This is a genomic window from Gilliamella sp. LMG 34361, assembly GCF_984569075.1.
Genome location: NZ_OZ474903.1, coordinates 2,152,019 through 2,168,967 on the forward strand (window position 1 = coordinate 2,152,019; position 16,949 = coordinate 2,168,967).

Annotated in this window: 13 protein-coding genes; 3 read left to right on the forward strand and 10 right to left on the reverse strand. The window is 35.1% G+C overall.

The window, feature by feature from the left end; all coding sequences use genetic code 11:
- Positions 1-82 precede the first annotated feature (82 nt).
- Positions 83-1,189, forward strand: coding sequence for an SIMPL domain-containing protein (locus AC5LXI_RS10190; RefSeq protein ID WP_493442221.1), 1,107 nt, complete (start codon positions 83-85; stop codon positions 1,187-1,189).
- An 84-nt stretch (positions 1,190-1,273) separates the two neighbouring features.
- Here the strand turns inward: AC5LXI_RS10190 and AC5LXI_RS10195 are convergent, their stop codons facing one another.
- Entirely contained in the window at positions 1,274-1,978 is a 705-nt protein-coding gene (locus AC5LXI_RS10195) for a GntR family transcriptional regulator (RefSeq protein ID WP_493442222.1), read from the reverse strand.
- Between the two features lie 173 nt (positions 1,979-2,151).
- On the opposite strand from AC5LXI_RS10195, the gene AC5LXI_RS10200 reads away from it, so the two are divergent.
- On the forward strand, positions 2,152-4,023 hold the full coding sequence (locus AC5LXI_RS10200) for a glucose PTS transporter subunit IIA (RefSeq protein WP_493442223.1): 1,872 nt from the start codon (positions 2,152-2,154) through the stop codon (positions 4,021-4,023).
- Between the two features lie 13 nt (positions 4,024-4,036).
- On the forward strand, positions 4,037-5,473 hold the full coding sequence (locus AC5LXI_RS10205; RefSeq protein ID WP_493442224.1) for a 6-phospho-beta-glucosidase: 1,437 nt from the start codon (positions 4,037-4,039) through the stop codon (positions 5,471-5,473).
- A gap of 80 nt (positions 5,474-5,553) precedes the next feature.
- Here AC5LXI_RS10205 and dinB read toward each other — a convergent pair whose 3' ends face one another.
- The 9 genes from dinB to deoD form a co-directional block, all read right to left on the reverse strand.
- Positions 5,554-6,609 (reverse strand): DNA polymerase IV, encoded by a 1,056-nt coding sequence (gene dinB, locus AC5LXI_RS10210; protein ID WP_493444288.1) that lies wholly within the window; start codon positions 6,607-6,609, stop codon positions 5,554-5,556.
- A gap of 65 nt (positions 6,610-6,674) precedes the next feature.
- Positions 6,675-8,375: a phosphoethanolamine transferase CptA gene (gene cptA / locus AC5LXI_RS10215; RefSeq protein ID WP_493442225.1), complete on the reverse strand. Its 1,701-nt coding sequence runs from the start codon at positions 8,373-8,375 to the stop codon at positions 6,675-6,677.
- 387 nt (positions 8,376-8,762) lie between these two features.
- Entirely contained in the window at positions 8,763-9,671 is a 909-nt protein-coding gene (locus AC5LXI_RS10220) for a LysO family transporter (protein WP_493442226.1), read from the reverse strand.
- Positions 9,672-9,775: 104 nt separating this feature from the next.
- Complete coding sequence (locus AC5LXI_RS10225; RefSeq protein WP_493442227.1) at positions 9,776-10,702, reverse strand: VirK/YbjX family protein; 927 nt, start codon at positions 10,700-10,702, stop codon at positions 9,776-9,778.
- 217 nt (positions 10,703-10,919) lie between these two features.
- Complete coding sequence (eno, locus tag AC5LXI_RS10230; RefSeq protein ID WP_065578227.1) at positions 10,920-12,221, reverse strand: phosphopyruvate hydratase; 1,302 nt, start codon at positions 12,219-12,221, stop codon at positions 10,920-10,922.
- Positions 12,222-12,267: 46 nt separating this feature from the next.
- Positions 12,268-13,905 (reverse strand): glutamine hydrolyzing CTP synthase, encoded by a 1,638-nt coding sequence (gene pyrG / locus AC5LXI_RS10235; RefSeq protein ID WP_493442228.1) that lies wholly within the window; start codon positions 13,903-13,905, stop codon positions 12,268-12,270.
- Positions 13,906-14,186: 281 nt separating this feature from the next.
- Positions 14,187-14,879 (reverse strand): Crp/Fnr family transcriptional regulator, encoded by a 693-nt coding sequence (locus AC5LXI_RS10240; protein ID WP_065578225.1) that lies wholly within the window; start codon positions 14,877-14,879, stop codon positions 14,187-14,189.
- Between the two features lie 128 nt (positions 14,880-15,007).
- On the reverse strand, positions 15,008-16,168 hold the full coding sequence (gene tsgA, locus AC5LXI_RS10245; RefSeq protein ID WP_493442229.1) for an MFS transporter TsgA: 1,161 nt from the start codon (positions 16,166-16,168) through the stop codon (positions 15,008-15,010).
- Between the two features lie 32 nt (positions 16,169-16,200).
- A complete protein-coding gene (gene deoD / locus AC5LXI_RS10250) occupies positions 16,201-16,908 on the reverse strand; it encodes a purine-nucleoside phosphorylase (protein ID WP_065578223.1) in 708 nt (235 codons plus the stop codon).
- Between the last annotated feature and the right edge of the window lie 41 nt (positions 16,909-16,949).

Genomic DNA, 16,949 nt, shown 5'->3' on the forward strand with positions numbered 1-16,949 from the left:
AAATAAATTAATTATCATTTGTCTTATCTTTCGACTTTAATTTACTTAAGCCCATTTCGCTAGACTGAATTAAGGAAATAAAATGAAAAAAAAATTTATATTAATTTTGTTACTCAATATAAGCACCATATTTCCATCTCAGGCAAACTATAACGAGTTAAACGCCAGTAACTCTTATTTAGAACTGCAACAATTAAAATATGGCAAAGATCTCATTCCTGTGGGGAAAATTAGTTCAAATATTATTGATAGTATTAAATTAAAACCTGATACAGTTGAATTTTCTATTACTTTAGAAACAGAAGGTGCAACACCTACTGAAGCTTCCGATCTTAACGTTGAGACAATGAAGGAATTAAAAAATTATCTAAACACACTTGATATCACCGACGATAATTTAGTCACCATAGACTACCAAAACAGTGTTAAAACAGTTGCGAAAGAAAACAATAAAGAAAATAACCATTATCAAGCGTTTCTTAATATTGTATTAACTATTGATGATAATGACAGTTTTATCAATCTAAATAAAGCCCTTGATAAATATAATATAAATAATATTTCTCAGCTTGAAGAAGAGAAGTTAACTAACTATTATCTGTTCCAAATTACTTCAGTCGCTAATAGTGAAAGTAAAGCAAAAGAAGATCTATACCAAAAATATACTAATATCGCCAATGATTTAAAAAATATCGGTTTAACAAATATTTCAATTAAGAGCTCGTTTGTCAGACAAATTGATACAAACAAAATTAATGAGCAACGTTATTTTGTTAATAACACTTTAAAAATAAAAACAAATAAACTCGATCTTATCGGTAAGATTATTACTAAAGCACAAGAGTTAAAAATGGAAGTCAATAATAACATCTCTTATAGCGTATCACCACAAGCCATTCAAACCGCAGTAAAAGAGCATGAAACTCTTTTATTAAACCAATTAACCACAAAAGTTGAACGCTTAATAGCTAAACAATATGTCGTCGGTGCACCTATTTCACTTGAATTTCAATCAAGATATCCTGAAGCAATTCATGAAAGAAATAACTTTAGCAGTAATCAAATGTTGAGAATGGTTTCAATGGCCTCTAGTGATATTGATGTTGATATTTATACACCACCTGAATATGAAATCACCCTAACCTTATCAGGCTCATTCGAAACGCTTAAAAAGGTCGAGCAAAACTAATTTGATGTAAGTTTATATAAAGTACTTTAGATTAATTAGATTTCATTTGGTTAATAATTTATTAACTAAATGAAATCTTGCTGACTATTTTGAATGACTTTGAACAAAGAATTTCGCATTATCGTAATGATAGATAATTTGTGAAAAATCGAAAGGTTCACCAGAAGAAGTATAAAAGATCTCTTCAACACATAAAGCGGGATCGCCGGCCTTTAAACCTAAATAAGGGGCGATATCTTGATCCAATTTTATGGCTTTAAAATATTTGTCTGAAAAACCGATATTGACCTTACAAATATCTTTTACATAACTAAAGATTGAGTTTTCAGCAATTTCTCTATTTAAATAAGAAACAATTTTTTTTCGATAATAAGATTGTTCAAAACCATATACCCTGCCTTCAACCAATCGTAGTCGTTTTATATAATAGACCTCTTCATCATCTTCACAATGCAAATTCTCTTTAACTTTAGTATTAGGTTGAATAACATCAACATTAAACACTAGTGATGAGCCAGGCAAATCATTTAGGTCGACACTAAAGCCATGGCTTTCTAAGAAATTGAGATAACCACGTTTTTTCGGCTGCCTAACAAAAATGCCACTGCCTTGTATTTGATAAATTACGCCGTGTCTTTCAAGACGATTGAGTGCTTTGATAATTGTAGTACGACTAACTTGATATTGTTGAATTAAACCCTCGATATTAGGCAATTGCGTATCTTTGGGCAGATTTTGTTGGTAAATTGCCTGCTGTATTTTCTTTGCCACATCTTGGTATTTTAACATTAGTTGTTCTTTATTATTGATATAAATAATTGATATTTTATACATATACTAGAATAAATAAATTGAATTTACTAGAAAACGGGATCTAGATCACAAACAATAAAATTAGTAATTAACAATTTTTATTTTAGGGATAATATAGGCTCTCTTACCTGTTGAAAGGAGCTTAATAAATGTCATCTAAAATTAGAGATTATGATAAATTAGCAGTTGATATATTAAATGAGTTGGGCGGTGAAAATAATATTGTTTCTGTCGCTCGTTGTGCAACTCGCTTGCGTGTCGTTACCCAATCCACTCCGGCAAATGCAAAAGAAAAAATCGCTAGCTTTCCGGGTGTTATCACGGTGGTTGAAAAAGGTGGACAAATTCAAGTTGTAATTGGTACTAATGTTGATAAAGTCTATAATGCATTTTCCAAATTGATGAGTGGTGACAACAAAGTAGATGTAAATAGCAAAAGCAGTATTTTAAATCGTATTATCGCGACAATGTCAGCGGTTTTTGCTCCATTTGTTTATGTATTGGCAGGTGCGGGGATACTGCAAGGGATCTTAATTTTAGTTAAACTAGCTTACCCAGAATTTGAACAAACTGGCACTTGCCAAGTATTTAGTTTTATCTCTTGGGCACCATTTACTTTTTTACCTATCTTTATTGCTATTACCGCTTCACAACATTTCCGTTGCAATATCTACATTGCGGTAGCATGTTGTGCGGCACTACTTTCACCAACATGGGCAGAGATAGCAAAACTTATTAAAGAAGGTGGAACATTTGATTTATTTGGTATACCACTATCTGAAACCACTTATATGTCAACCGTATTACCACCACTATTCTTAGTATGGTTACTCTCTTATTTAGAACGGTTATTAGAGCCTCGCTTACACAGCATTATTAAACCATTAATAATGCCATTGATCTGCTTAGTCATTATGGTTCCATTGACTTTATTAGTAATTGGACCAATTACTGCTGGAGCTGCGCACTATCTTGCAAGCGGGTACAACTGGATTGTTAACCTTGCGCCATGGATAGCAGGTGCAATTATCGGCGCATTTTGGCAAGTTCTTGTTATTTTTGGTGTTCATTGGGGTATTACACCCGTTATTATTGAAAATATTAACCTATATGGTAAAGATTCCTTCCAAGCCTACCAAACTATAGCCGTTATTGGCCAAGTCGGTGCAGCATTAGGATTCTATATCAAAACGCGTTCTACTGAGATGAAAGGAGTATCAATATCGGCTTTTGTCACCGGTCTATTTGGTATCACTGAACCGGCGATTTATGGCGTTAATTTACGCTTTAAAACACCATTCATTTATGGTTGTCTATGTGCTGCAATTGGTGGTATGGTCGCTGGTTTCTTTACACCTTACTACTACACTTATGCGGCATTACCTGGTCCATTAACTATTGTTAATGCAATTAATCCGGAACATTATGGTTCAATCATTGGTATAGGAATCGGTTCAGCTATAGCATTATTTGGACCAGTTATTCTTATGCAAATTTTGGGCACCAATGAAAACAAACAAAATAATGAAAAAATTGAAAACGACACACCAAAAGTCATTCTTGAAAAAATTGACATTACTAGCCCTATAATCGGTAAAGCCTTACCACTAAGTGAGGTGCCTGATCCTGCTTTTGCCCAAAAATTGATGGGTGACGGAATTGCCATTGAACCAACTGATAATCATGTTTACGCACCATTTGATGGTGTTGTTAGCGCGGTATTTGAAAGTTCAAAACATGCCGTCGGATTAGTTCTTGATAACGGCGTAGAATTATTAATTCACGTTGGTATTGATACCGTAAATCTAACTAATAATGAATTTAGTTACCATATCAGTATGGGTCAACAAGTTAAAAAAGGTGATAAGCTAATCAGTTTCGATCCCCAAGCGATCAAACAAGCGGGTTATCCATTAATTACCCCGATTATTATTGTTAATACAGATCAATACCAATTGATCACATTAACTGAAAATAAAGACGTAAATCTTGACGATATCATATTCGAAATTAAGCAATAACAAGGAACCAAAAATGACTAAAAAACCATTTTTATGGGGCGGCGCATTAGCTGCTCACCAATTCGAAGGCGGCTGGAATGAAGGAGGTAAAGGACCAAGCGTGGTTGATGTTATGACTGCAGGCGCACATGGTGTTGCAAGACAAATCACTCAAGATATTGAAGCTGGTAAATTTTACCCAAATCATACAGCCATTGACTTCTATCACCACTATAAAGAAGATATCAAACTTTTTGCTGAACTTGGTCTAAAATGCCTTCGAACCTCAATTGCTTGGACACGAATCTTCCCGAAAGGTGATGAACTAGAACCAAATGAGGCCGGTCTACAATTTTATGATGACGTGTTTGATGAACTTATCGCCAATGGCATTGAGCCAGTTATTACCCTTTCACACTTTGAAATTCCATTACATATTGCTCGTCAATATGGTGGATTCAGAAATCGTAAAACAGTAGAGTTCTTTGAACGTTTTGCTATTAGTTGTTTTGAACGTTATAAAAACAAAGTCAAATATTGGATGACTTTTAACGAAATCAACAACCAAATGGACACCAGTAACCCAATCTTCTTCTGGACTAACTCAGGTGTACAGGTTAAACCGGGAGAAAATCCACAAGAAGTACTTTATCAAGTTGCTCATTACGAATTACTAGCCAGTGCTAAAGCGGTAATAGCTGGTAAAAAAATCAATCCTAATTTTGAAATTGGTTGTATGATTTCTCACGTGCCAATTTACCCATACTCTTGTAACCCAGAAGATATGATGGCATCAGAAATCGCTATGCATCAACGCTTTTTCTTCCCTGATGTACATGTTCGTGGATATTACCCATCATATGCATTGAAAGAGTTTGAACGTGAAGGCTATAAACTTGATATCACCGAAGAAGACCTAGCCTGTTTAAAGAAAGGTACTGTTGATTACATCGGTTTTAGTTACTACATGTCAACTGTCGTAAAAGCAGATGTTAAAAACGACAACCGCGACAACATCGTCAATGGTGCATTACCAAATGCGGTTGAAAATCCATATATTAAAAGCAGTGACTGGGGTTGGCCTATCGATCCAGAAGGATTACGTTACACACTTAATCGCTTATACGATCGTTATCAACTACCACTATTTATTGTTGAAAATGGTTTTGGTGCAATTGATGAACTTGAGCACGACAACCAAATTCACGATAAACCACGTATCGAATACCTTGGTGCGCATATTAAAGCGATGCAAAAAGCGATGGATTACGATGGTGTCGACGTAATTGGTTATACCGCTTGGGGTATTATCGACGTGGTATCATTCACGACTGGCGAAATGAAAAAACGCTATGGTGTGATTTATGTTGATCGTGACAACGAAGGTAACGGAAGCATGAAACGCTATAAAAAAGAGTCATTTGAATGGTATAAAAATGTGATTAAGACCAATGGTCAAAGCTTAAAATAGCTATTTAATCACGCAATAAGAATAAAGGATCTGTTTTTAACAAATCAGATCCTTTCTTAGCAACCGACCTAAGCAAAACATCAAAATTTAAAAATCAACTGCTTTTCAACTTGTGGATCAATCAACGTCACATGGAACCCGATTAACCTAACTCCTCGATCATTACGCCTTTCTAACCAAACTTTATGAGCTTGTTCAATCAAATCAGCTTTATCCAACTTAGACCACACATGCTCTTGGGTTGTGAGCTGGAAATCATCAAACTTAAATTTCACACCTTGCCGAGCAATAGAGAGATCGGAACGAACTTTACTTAAACGCTTTTGTAACTCTTCAAAAAGTAGGTCAAATTGTGCTAAACATTCATCCCAACTATGAATATCATCGACCAAAGTGCGCTCTACCCCAACTGACTTACGTTGTCGATCGTTACAAACTTCGCGTTCATCAATCCCTTGGCAACGTTCATATAAAATACGCCCAAATTTACCAAAGTGATTAAGTAACTTTGTCAAATCATAATTAACCACATCTTTACAGGTAAACAGTCCTAACTCGCCTAATTTCTTCTCGGTCACCTTACCCACACCGGGGATCTTTTTAAGTGAAAGCTTCTCAATAAATGCCTCAACTTGATCAGGCGTAATCACATATTGTCCATTAGGCTTATTCATATCAGACGCTATCTTAGCCAGGAACTTAAGTGGCGCCACACCAGCCGAAGCGGTTAATTCAAGCTCCTTATAAATTGCTTGGCGAATATCTTGAGCAATTAACGTAGCTGAACCATGACAAAGTCTGCAATCGGTCACATCCAAATAAGCCTCATCGAGAGAAAGGGTTTCAATGGCTTGAGTATAACGCCTAAATATTTGATGAATTTGATTGGAAACTTCTTTGTAAACAGCATGGCGCCCAAGAATAACCTTCAGATTAGGACACAGCTTAATTGCCTGTGCCATTGACATTGCACTATGCACACCGTATTGACGAGCGATATAATTAGCAGTTGCTACCACGCCCCGCTTACGCGGATCGCCGCCTACGGCAATCGGCACGTTGCGATAGCGAGGATTATCTCTCATTTCGACAGCGGCATAAAAACAATCCATATCGACATGAATAATTTTTCGCATAAAAGGTGTAATGGCAGTAACTGTATAAATATACAATATCATACCTTTACTTTATCTGTAAATCTCTATTTAGGTAACTTATCGAAATCCGTTAATCCCTTTTTATTATGAGGATCACCGATCCAACGAATCGGTTGGGCAAAGTCCTTATTGACAATACTCCTTTCTGGTTGATAGTCATCAAAGCTAAGTCCAGCTAAATCGGACCAAGTATGAATCAAATCCTGAGTACTGAATTTTCGATTTACATAAGATTGAAAATTATTAGGGTGATTTGTCAGCCATTTAGGTGATTGCCATAGCATAAATGGAATGGTATACATCGCTCTCGTTGGTGCTTTCTCATTACGACCTAAAACATCATGCGGCGCAGTTTGATAAACATCCTCACCATGATCAGAAAAATACAAAATAAAACCATTTGCATCACTTGCCTTAAACAAATTAAACAGTTTAGTGATAACAAAATCATTAAACATGATGGCATTATCATAACTGTTATAAACATCCAACTTATCATCATCCAAATCAAAAGCTAAACCAGACTTATCATTAAAGCGCTGATATTCGTCACTTTCAGGATAACGTAGTTCATATTTCATATGCGTCCCTAGAAGATGGATAACAATGAATTTCTTTTCGGTAGGATCATTGAGCACACTTTTAAACGGTTCAAAAACCGAAGAATCATATTGCCTAGAACTTTGATTACGATCATTATTCATGTAAAACTGCTCATCAGCTTGCTTGGAAAACATTGTCAACATTGTATTGCGTTTTGTCATGGTTTGTTGATTGGTGATCCAAAACGTCTTATAGCCTGCCTGCTTCATCAAATCTATCAATGACGGCTTAGAAAGATACAAATCAGGATGTTGTTCATCAGCCAAAGTTAGCGCTTGTTGCAATATCTCAATAGTATAAGGTCTTGAAGAAACCACATCATTAAACACTACAAAATCAGGATTATCTTTCTCAAATTGCTCAATTAACGGCGTAGTATCACGTTCATAACCATAAATCCCCATACGGCTACGCGTGGTCGATTCACCAATCACCAGCACTAACGTTCTTGGCGTATTAGTATTAACATCTTTTAAATTCTCGAACTTAGGTAGGGATTGCAGATGATTTAATATATTTTCCATATTAGACAATTGTGAACGATAAGCGGCATAACTACTCAATAATTGCCATGGCACCGTGGTTTCCATTCGGCTGAGCAAATGCTTTGTTGCACGTTCAAACGAAGTCCGCTTTATCGCTATACTAATAAACAGCGGCGTCAACGCATAAACCATAATTACTATCGACACTAGCCATTTAGTCATATTTTTAACATAAACAGGTTTAACTTTAAACCACAGCACTCCCCCAACGAAACTATAAATCAGCAAAACTGCAACTAATTTGATACTCAGATATTGGGAAATAAATTCATGAGACTCGTTATAATTCGACTCCGCCATCACAAAAAAAACACTCTGGGAAAACTCCTGTCGAAAAATAGTGAAATAACCTATAGAAATCAGCGACAACCCACCAACAATAACCCCATAAATCGTTGCATATTTTTTGGTAAAATTAGGAAAAAACAGCATCGGTACTAGCCAAATCATGCTATAAATTAGCGAATCCCTCAGCCCAATAAAATTAGCATGCCCTGTGAGCGCAATATAAAGTTGCAAAGTACAAGAAAAGTAACAGAAATACAAAATAGCATAAATCAACGAACGCCAACTAAAATTTTTATCCAACTTTCGCATAGTTACAATTAATCGTAAATAAAATGAGTCACTAAATTAACAAAAGCAGATTAACAAAACCTTAAGAGGGAATTAATAATGGTCAATTACTGTCTTTTTGTGAAAGATGGGGGAGATAAATAAGATTTGAAAAAAGTGTTATTCAATTTTTTTAAAGAGCGAGACCTCTACCTACACGGCAATAAAAATAGAACAAGACATACTATACAAATTGTTTGAAAAAAGGAAAAGTGGAATTTTAGTTTGATAAACCCTTTTTTGAATTTGTTTTTAACTTATTAAATTTCTAAGATTTTGTTATTAGTTTAAAAAAAAGAGTTAGCAATAAGTTAATTTTTGAAGTTCTAAAACCCCATTCCTCAACTTTTTTGAGTTCTATATTGCCTTTTAAAACCCACCATAATTAAATAATGTCATAAAAATTGGCATGACTAGGGTTAGCAAAAAACCTTGAACGATTGCAGGAGGTACAATGCTAACACCGGCACCTTTTTGTAACATGGGTAAGGTGAAATCCATCGATGTAGCGCCACATAACCCTAATGTTGTAAGTTTATATCGCTTGATTAGGGTAGGAATTAGGATGATGGCACATAATTCGCGTAGAATGTCATTTAGGAAAGTTGCGCTACCTATAATTGGGCCGTGAGCTTCGGTCATGAGTATTCCCGATAGTGAATACCAACCAAATCCTGATGACATTGCCAATCCTACTCGCACTGGTTGAGACAATATTAGTGCAGCGATAATACCACCGAAAAAGGTACTTAATACCACAATTATAGTTGTTGCAATTCCGACTTTATTGAGTAGGATCTGCTTTAGTGAAATGTTGTTACTACGAAGTTGTATGCCGATAAAAAGTAGTAAAAAAACAAGGACAACCTTGGTTATATCTTCACTATATTGCCAAATAAATAGCGGAAAGAGTCCGGCAATAAAACCCGCAACTAGCGCAGTACATACTCGCAGTGATTCTAAGATCATTTTAAATCGTGACTCATATGTTTGGCTACTGTGTGTAGTGCGCCATGGTAAAAATATATCGACTAAGGCTAAGAAAATAAAATTACCACCAAAGGTACAAATAAAGATAATGCTGGTATAAAAAAGGATGACTTTTAAGTTGGCGGCAAGGTTATCAAGGTGGGCCAATTCGGTACCCATTATAAATAAGATAAAATAGATCATCCAACTTAGGATTTGGTTTATTTTGGCAATCCACTTTTGCTCTTTGAATTCAATCAAGTAACCTAGGCATAACGGCACTAAAGCAATAAGAATACCAAAATACATGTTTTATTCCTTACAATTATTTTTATTTAAAAAGTAAAACTTCGGTCTTTTTTATATCGCTTGTCATTTTAGGCAAACGATTTTTCGTATAAATATTGATAAAGTTAGATTAAAGATGTTAATTGCGTTTCAATTTTGTTCTTAAGTTCATCTAATAATGCATAACGATTGCGGTACTCAGAACGTTTTTTACTGGCAACCTCTTCTATTGATTTACGATTGATTTGTGTTGGTAAGATAAATAACGATCTTTCATCTTGTTTACCATCAATAGTTAACCAAAAATCATCATAGTCAGATAAAATCCTTTCTTGTCGACTATTATAGCGCCAATTGTTATAAACATGGGTTTTATTGCCTACTGCAATGATTTGTTCAAGTTGAAAATAACGAGCAATAATTAATGCTGCTTCCACCACAACGCGTTTAGGAAATAGTCCATAACACTGCTTTGTTGCTTGTTGTACTCGAGTACGGGCTTCGTGATGACCAGTGCCTTGTAATCCTGCTATAAACAGCGTTGACTTTTGTTGATATTGGGTAATGGTAAAAGTTAATGTGGCTAGATCAATACCATCATTATCATAAAAATATAAGCTTAGTTCACCTTCACGAGCAAATTTATTGCGCGCTTGGATGGCGATTTTTATGTTAGCTTCATTTTTTGCCGTTATACTTGCCAGTTGAAATGCTAAATCCGGGTTATAGAAGGCTTTAGTCATGCTATCAGGATGACAGGCTAGAAAGTCATAATGATAAGCAAGTGCTTCAAAACGTTCTTGTTGATTTAAACAAGAAGATAAATAAGGGCGCTGCAATTTGCAAGGCAAATTGGTTTGGCATGATAGAAAATAGCCAAGTAATGGATATTGTCTTAATTTATCCAATAATTTTAGCGTAATAGGACTTAGAAATAAAGTTCTTAAAAAAAATTTATAACGATAAGTCGGTTTAAGCCACAGTTCATTAAGCGGTAATTTACCTGTACAAAGCCAGTTAAAAAGTTGCCATTTACTTTTAGGCTGGGGCATACTCGTAATATTGTTCATAAGCAGAAAGATGTATTCGTAAATTTATAAAAGTTATATGTGGCTAAATTATCAAATATCAATTTGACATTAATTTTAGATGTTTTTAAATCAGCCAATAAGAGTACAACACAAGCTAAGCCTATGCAACCCTGTGATGTCATAAATAAAAAAACGGTGAACTATGTCACCGTTTTTATCCTCGTTTTAAAAAAACGAATTATTGGCCTTTAACTTCTTTTAAACCGTTAAATGGTGCTTTTGAACCTAATGCTTCTTCAATACGGATTAATTGGTTGTATTTAGCAACACGGTCAGAACGGCTCATTGAACCAGTTTTGATTTGACCAGCAGCTAAACCAACAGCTAAATCAGCGATTGTTGAATCTTCAGTTTCACCTGAACGGTGAGAGATAACCGCAGTATAACCCGCATCTTTCGCCATTTTAACAGCTGCGATAGATTCAGTTAAAGTACCGATTTGGTTAACTTTAACTAGGATTGAGTTAGCGATACCTTTCTCAATACCTTGTTTGAAGATTTTAGTGTTAGTTACAAATAGATCGTCACCAACTAATTGGATTTTGTTTCCTAATGCTTTAGTTTGGTATGCCCAACCTTCCCAATCGCTTTCGTCTAAACCATCTTCGATAGATACGATTGGATATTGTTCAGTTAAGCCTTCTAAGTAGTGAGTGAATTCTTGAGCAGTAAACTCTTTATTACCTTCACCTTTTAATACGTATTTACCAGTTTCTTTGTTATAGAATTCAGAAGCTGCACAGTCCATCGCTAAAGTAATGTCTTTACCTAATACATAACCAGCTTTTTCAACTGCTTCTTTGATGCAAGCTAATGCTTCAGCATTTGAACCTAAGTTAGGAGCAAAACCACCTTCATCACCAACAGCTGTGTTCATGCCTTTAGCGTGAAGTACTTTTGCTAAATTATGGAATACTTCAGAACCCATACGGATTGCTTCACGTACTGTTTTAGCACCAACTGGTTGAATCATAAATTCTTGTAAGTCGATGTTATTATCAGCATGCTCACCACCATTGATGATGTTCATCATTGGTAATGGCATAGAGTATTGACCTGGAGTACCATTAAGATCAGCGATATGTTGATAAAGTGGTACGCCTTTAGCTGCTGCTGCTGCTTTAGCTGTCGCTAAAGATACAGCAAGAATTGAGTTAGCGCCTAAGTTTGATTTGAAATCAGTACCGTCTAAGTCAAGCATGACTTGGTCGATAGCTGCTTGATCTAACGCATCTTTACCAACAACTGCTTTAGCAATTGGGCCATTTACGTTTTCAACAGCTTTAAGTACGCCTTTACCTAAAAAGCGAGATTTGTCACCATCACGAAGTTCTAATGCTTCACGTGAACCTGTTGATGCTCCTGATGGAACGATAGCAAGACCAACGAAACCACCTTCTAAATGAACTTCAGCTTCAACAGTTGGGTTACCACGAGAGTCGATGACTTCACGACCATGTACTTTAACGATTTTTGCCATGTTATTTTCCTCTATATGACAGATATGTACCTAATGTAAATATAAACTATTTTTGCTGCTGCTCTTGATAATCTTTGGCAGCTTTAACAAAACTACTAAATAATGGGTGCCCATCACGTGGTGTTGATGTAAATTCCGGATGGAATTGACAAGCAACAAACCAAGGATGTTCTGGAATTTCAATAATTTCAACTAATTTTTTATCAGTTGACAACCCTGTCACTTTTAAACCAGCTTTGACAACTTCTGGTAATAAATTGTTATTGACTTCGTAACGGTGACGATGACGTTCAGTTATCGACTCTTTTTTATACATTCGAGCAACTAATGAATTTGGCTCTAAGTGGCAAATTTGCGAACCTAAACGCATAGTGCCACCTAAATCACTATCTTCACTACGTTGAACTACTTGACCCGATTCGTCGCTCCATTCAGTAATTAGCGCAATAACTGGATTTGAACAATCTTTAACAAATTCTGTTGAATTAGCATCTTTAATGCCAGCAACATTACGTGCGTATTCAATTAATGCCACTTGTAAACCAAGACAAATACCTAAATAAGGGATTTTGTTTTCACGGGCATAACGTGCTGCCATAATTTTGCCTTCAACACCACGATAGCCAAAGCCACCAGGAATCAATATCGCATCTAAACCTTGTAATAATTCAGTACCGCGAGATTCAAGATCTTCTGAATCAATGTAACGGATGTGAACGGTTAAACGATTTTTTAAACCGCCGTGTTTTAATGCTTCATTCACTGATTTATAAGCATCTGGTAAAGCAATATATTTACCAACCATACCGATAGTTACTTCACCAACTGGATTAGCTTCTTCGTAAATCACTTGTTCCCATTCAGATAAATCCGCTTCTTTGCATTCAAGATGGAAGCGATTGCACACAAAAGTATCTAAATTTTGTGATTTTAATAATGCAGGGATTTTGTAAATCGAATCAACATCTTTAAGTGAAATCACTGCTCGTTCAGGCACATTACAAAATAGTGCAATTTTAGCTCTTTCGTTAGCTGGAATAGCCCGATCTGAACGACAAATTAATACGTCAGGTTGAATACCAATTGATAATAACTCTTTCACTGAGTGCTGTGTTGGTTTAGTTTTTACTTCACCAGATGAGGCAAGATAAGGCACTAATGTTAAGTGCATAAATAATGTGTGTTCACGACCAACATCAACCGCTAGTTGACGAATTGCCTCTAAAAATGGTAGTGATTCGATATCACCAACTGTGCCACCTACTTCAACGATAGCTACGTCATAACCTTTGGCACCATCAATAACCCGATCTTTGATGGCATTAGTGATATGAGGAATAACTTGGACTGTCGCGCCTAAATAGTCTCCTCGACGTTCTTTGCGTAAAACGTCAGAATAAATACGTCCAGTTGTAAAGTTGTTTTTTCGGCTCATTTTAGTGCGGATAAAACGCTCATAATGACCCAAATCAAGATCGGTTTCGGCACCGTCTTCAGTCACAAAAACTTCACCATGTTGAATTGGGCTCATTGTTCCCGGATCGACGTTGATGTAGGGATCAAGTTTTAGCATGGTGACTTTTAAATTGCGGGCTTCTAAAATTGCAGCTAATGAGGCTGCGGCAATGCCTTTACCTAAAGAAGAAACGACACCGCCTGTTACAAAAATATAATTCGTGACCATTAATACCAGACCATTATTAATTTAGTTGAACAATATAACATAAGTTTAAACCATAAAAACTAATGCAATATATGATGAATCAGACGGGAAAATAGTATAACAGAATATGGCTTAGCTCACAATTGAATAATTATGTTTAATCGGTAAACCACTCACTTTACCGACTAAAATCGTATCTATTATTTAGATAATCCGTCTAATATTAATCCCAATATAGTTAATATTTTTTTGATATCTTTTTCAGTAGAACGTTTTATTGGCGATTAACGATATAATTTAAATTACTTAGCGAATTTCCCCTTAAATTCGATAAACTCTTTAAGGTTATCGATATTTTTAATTTCTAATTTACCTGCAACTTTATGTACGATATCTAAGTTGATTAACTCATTAACAGCACGACGATAAACACGGTCAGTAGTGCCAAAACGTTCTGCTTCTAAATAGTTTTTTTGAAAGTTATTAACCGGGTGAATATTAAGGTGATGTTGATACATATCAAAAGCAATGTTGTAACAAATTGAATATAATGTTCTTTTTAAGAAGATATCTAAGGTTTCTTGATAATCAAAGGCGATAGCACTAGCGAAAAACAGTGCTAATTTAGGATGTTCAAGTAATGATTGATATAATTTATCAATACTAACGACAGCGATAGTTAATGCTTCTTCGGCGATAATATCAAATTGACATAGATAGTTGGTGAAGAACTCCATTTCGCCAAATATATGCTCATCGCAATCTACCGTACCTATATGAAATCGACGTCCATTATTGGCCTGATAACGTATTGAAATCGTACCATTATAAACAACAATTAAATTATCGACTTTACATCCTTGACGAAAAAGCGTAGTTTTTTCATCTACGATTTTTTTTTCAACAATACATTGCTCAATAATTGAAGCAAACAACTTATTATTATCTTGCCAATAATGACTAAAACGACCTTTATTTAATGATTTTAATTGCATATCACTCACACATTAATATAGGATAACGTATAGATACTTAATGAGCTACAGCGTTATCTTTTTCTAATTTGGCACAATTATAGTCAATAATAATAAAAGATATGCCATTTCAATCTAATCTATTATTTTTAATTATTGACCCTTTTCTTTAAAAGAATTGAAATCACCAACATAACAATAATAACAGCATAAAGTATAGGTATCGCATTCATGATAATTTGAATACCCAAATAGTTATATAATTTCGAGCTTATAGCTGGACTAAACATAGCCCCAGCACTACCACTAATTAAAATAAATGAAACATTTTTACTTGATGCTTTTTTTACAAAGGTCACGCCATAAGCCACAAAAGCGTTATATAAAGCAGAGCATACAAATCCATATCCATAAGTATAGTAACCAATATAATCAATATGTTCAGTATTGACGATCATCAGTGTCATTATGAAGGCTAATAAAATGATAGAAATAAAAAAGTGCTCAATTTTAACTCGCGTTACAATCGCCGTCGAAACTAATGCTCCGATTAAGGCTGCTGTCCAATATTGAGTAATAATGTTGCCTGCATCTTCAAATGAAATTGAAAATTTTTGGCTAACAAATAGAGGAGCCCAAGTTAAAAACGTATATAACGCTAACATAGCCAAAAATAAACCGAAACCAGAAGATATAATACCAAAGTTCCATTCAGATCGCTGATGCTTCTCTTGTTTTGCTTTAGGCTGATTAATTAAATCAAAATTAGTAAATAAAATAATGATTAACATCAATACTGCAACTATTCCAACCGTTAAATAGCTACTAGCCCAAGATAGATTATGAGTTAAAGCATAGGTAGTGATTAGCGGGAAAATGATACCAGCAATATTAAATGTAGCATCTTGTACCACTAACATTGTACTTTGTATCTTATCTTGCCAAGTCGATACCACAATAGTACCCGCGATACACAACCCTATTCCACCACACAATCCTATAAAAGTCATACAAACTTCAAGTATTATTAGCGAGTTGGTGATATATAAAATAAAGGAACTAATAACAATAATTGTATAACTAAGTAAGGTAATTCGTTTAATCCCAATAATATCGATTAAAAAGAAAGCCAAAATAGTTCCTATTAAAGCCCCACCATTTAATAAAGAAAAAATGAATGCGACACGGTTTACATCTGCATTAAAATTTTGCGCTATTGGTTCTATTAGCATACCAAACTGAGAGGCAAAACCAGCCATAATAAAGTTAGCTAAAAAACTAATAAGTGTGAGCGATAATTTATTTTTCATATTTCCATCCGAAAAAGGCAATAAATAACCAATTAAGATTTAATAGCCACGTTTAAAGCAAGTTTGATCATATTATTAAATGTCATTTGCCTTTCTTCCGCCGTTGTCTCTTCACCAGTTAAACAATGGTCTGAAACCGTTAAAATGGCTAACGATTCGACATTAAACTGTTGCGCAATCCCATATAAACCAGCAACTTCCATATCAATTCCTAGTACTCCTGATTTTTCTAATGTGCTAATTAACGTTTCATCAGGGTCATAATAAAGATCGCCACTAAACACATTACCTACTTTAACTGGTAAATCCATAGTATTAGCCATCTCATAGGCACGATGTAATAACGAGAACGTCGCCGATGTGGCAATATTATAACCATTCGCTCTTTTTTGATTAGTCATTGAATCCGTCCCTGCAGCCACGGCTAATATGACATCACGCATTTTAACGCTTTGCTGTGTGGCACCTAAAGAACCCACTCGGATAATACGTTTAACATTAAAGTCATTAATTAATTCATGCGCATAAAGGGTTATTGATGGAATCCCCATGCCATGCCCCATTACTGACACCGCAACGCCCTCATACAATCCAGTATATCCTAGCATATTACGTACATTACAAACCTCTTTAACATCGGTTAAGTAATTTTCTGCAATAAATTTTGCGCGTAAAGGATCGCCGGGCATGATAACGGTTTGAGCAAAGTCATTGGGATTAGCATTAATATGTGCAGTCATAATATTTCCTAAATAATAAATAAATTGCTCCAATTATAATA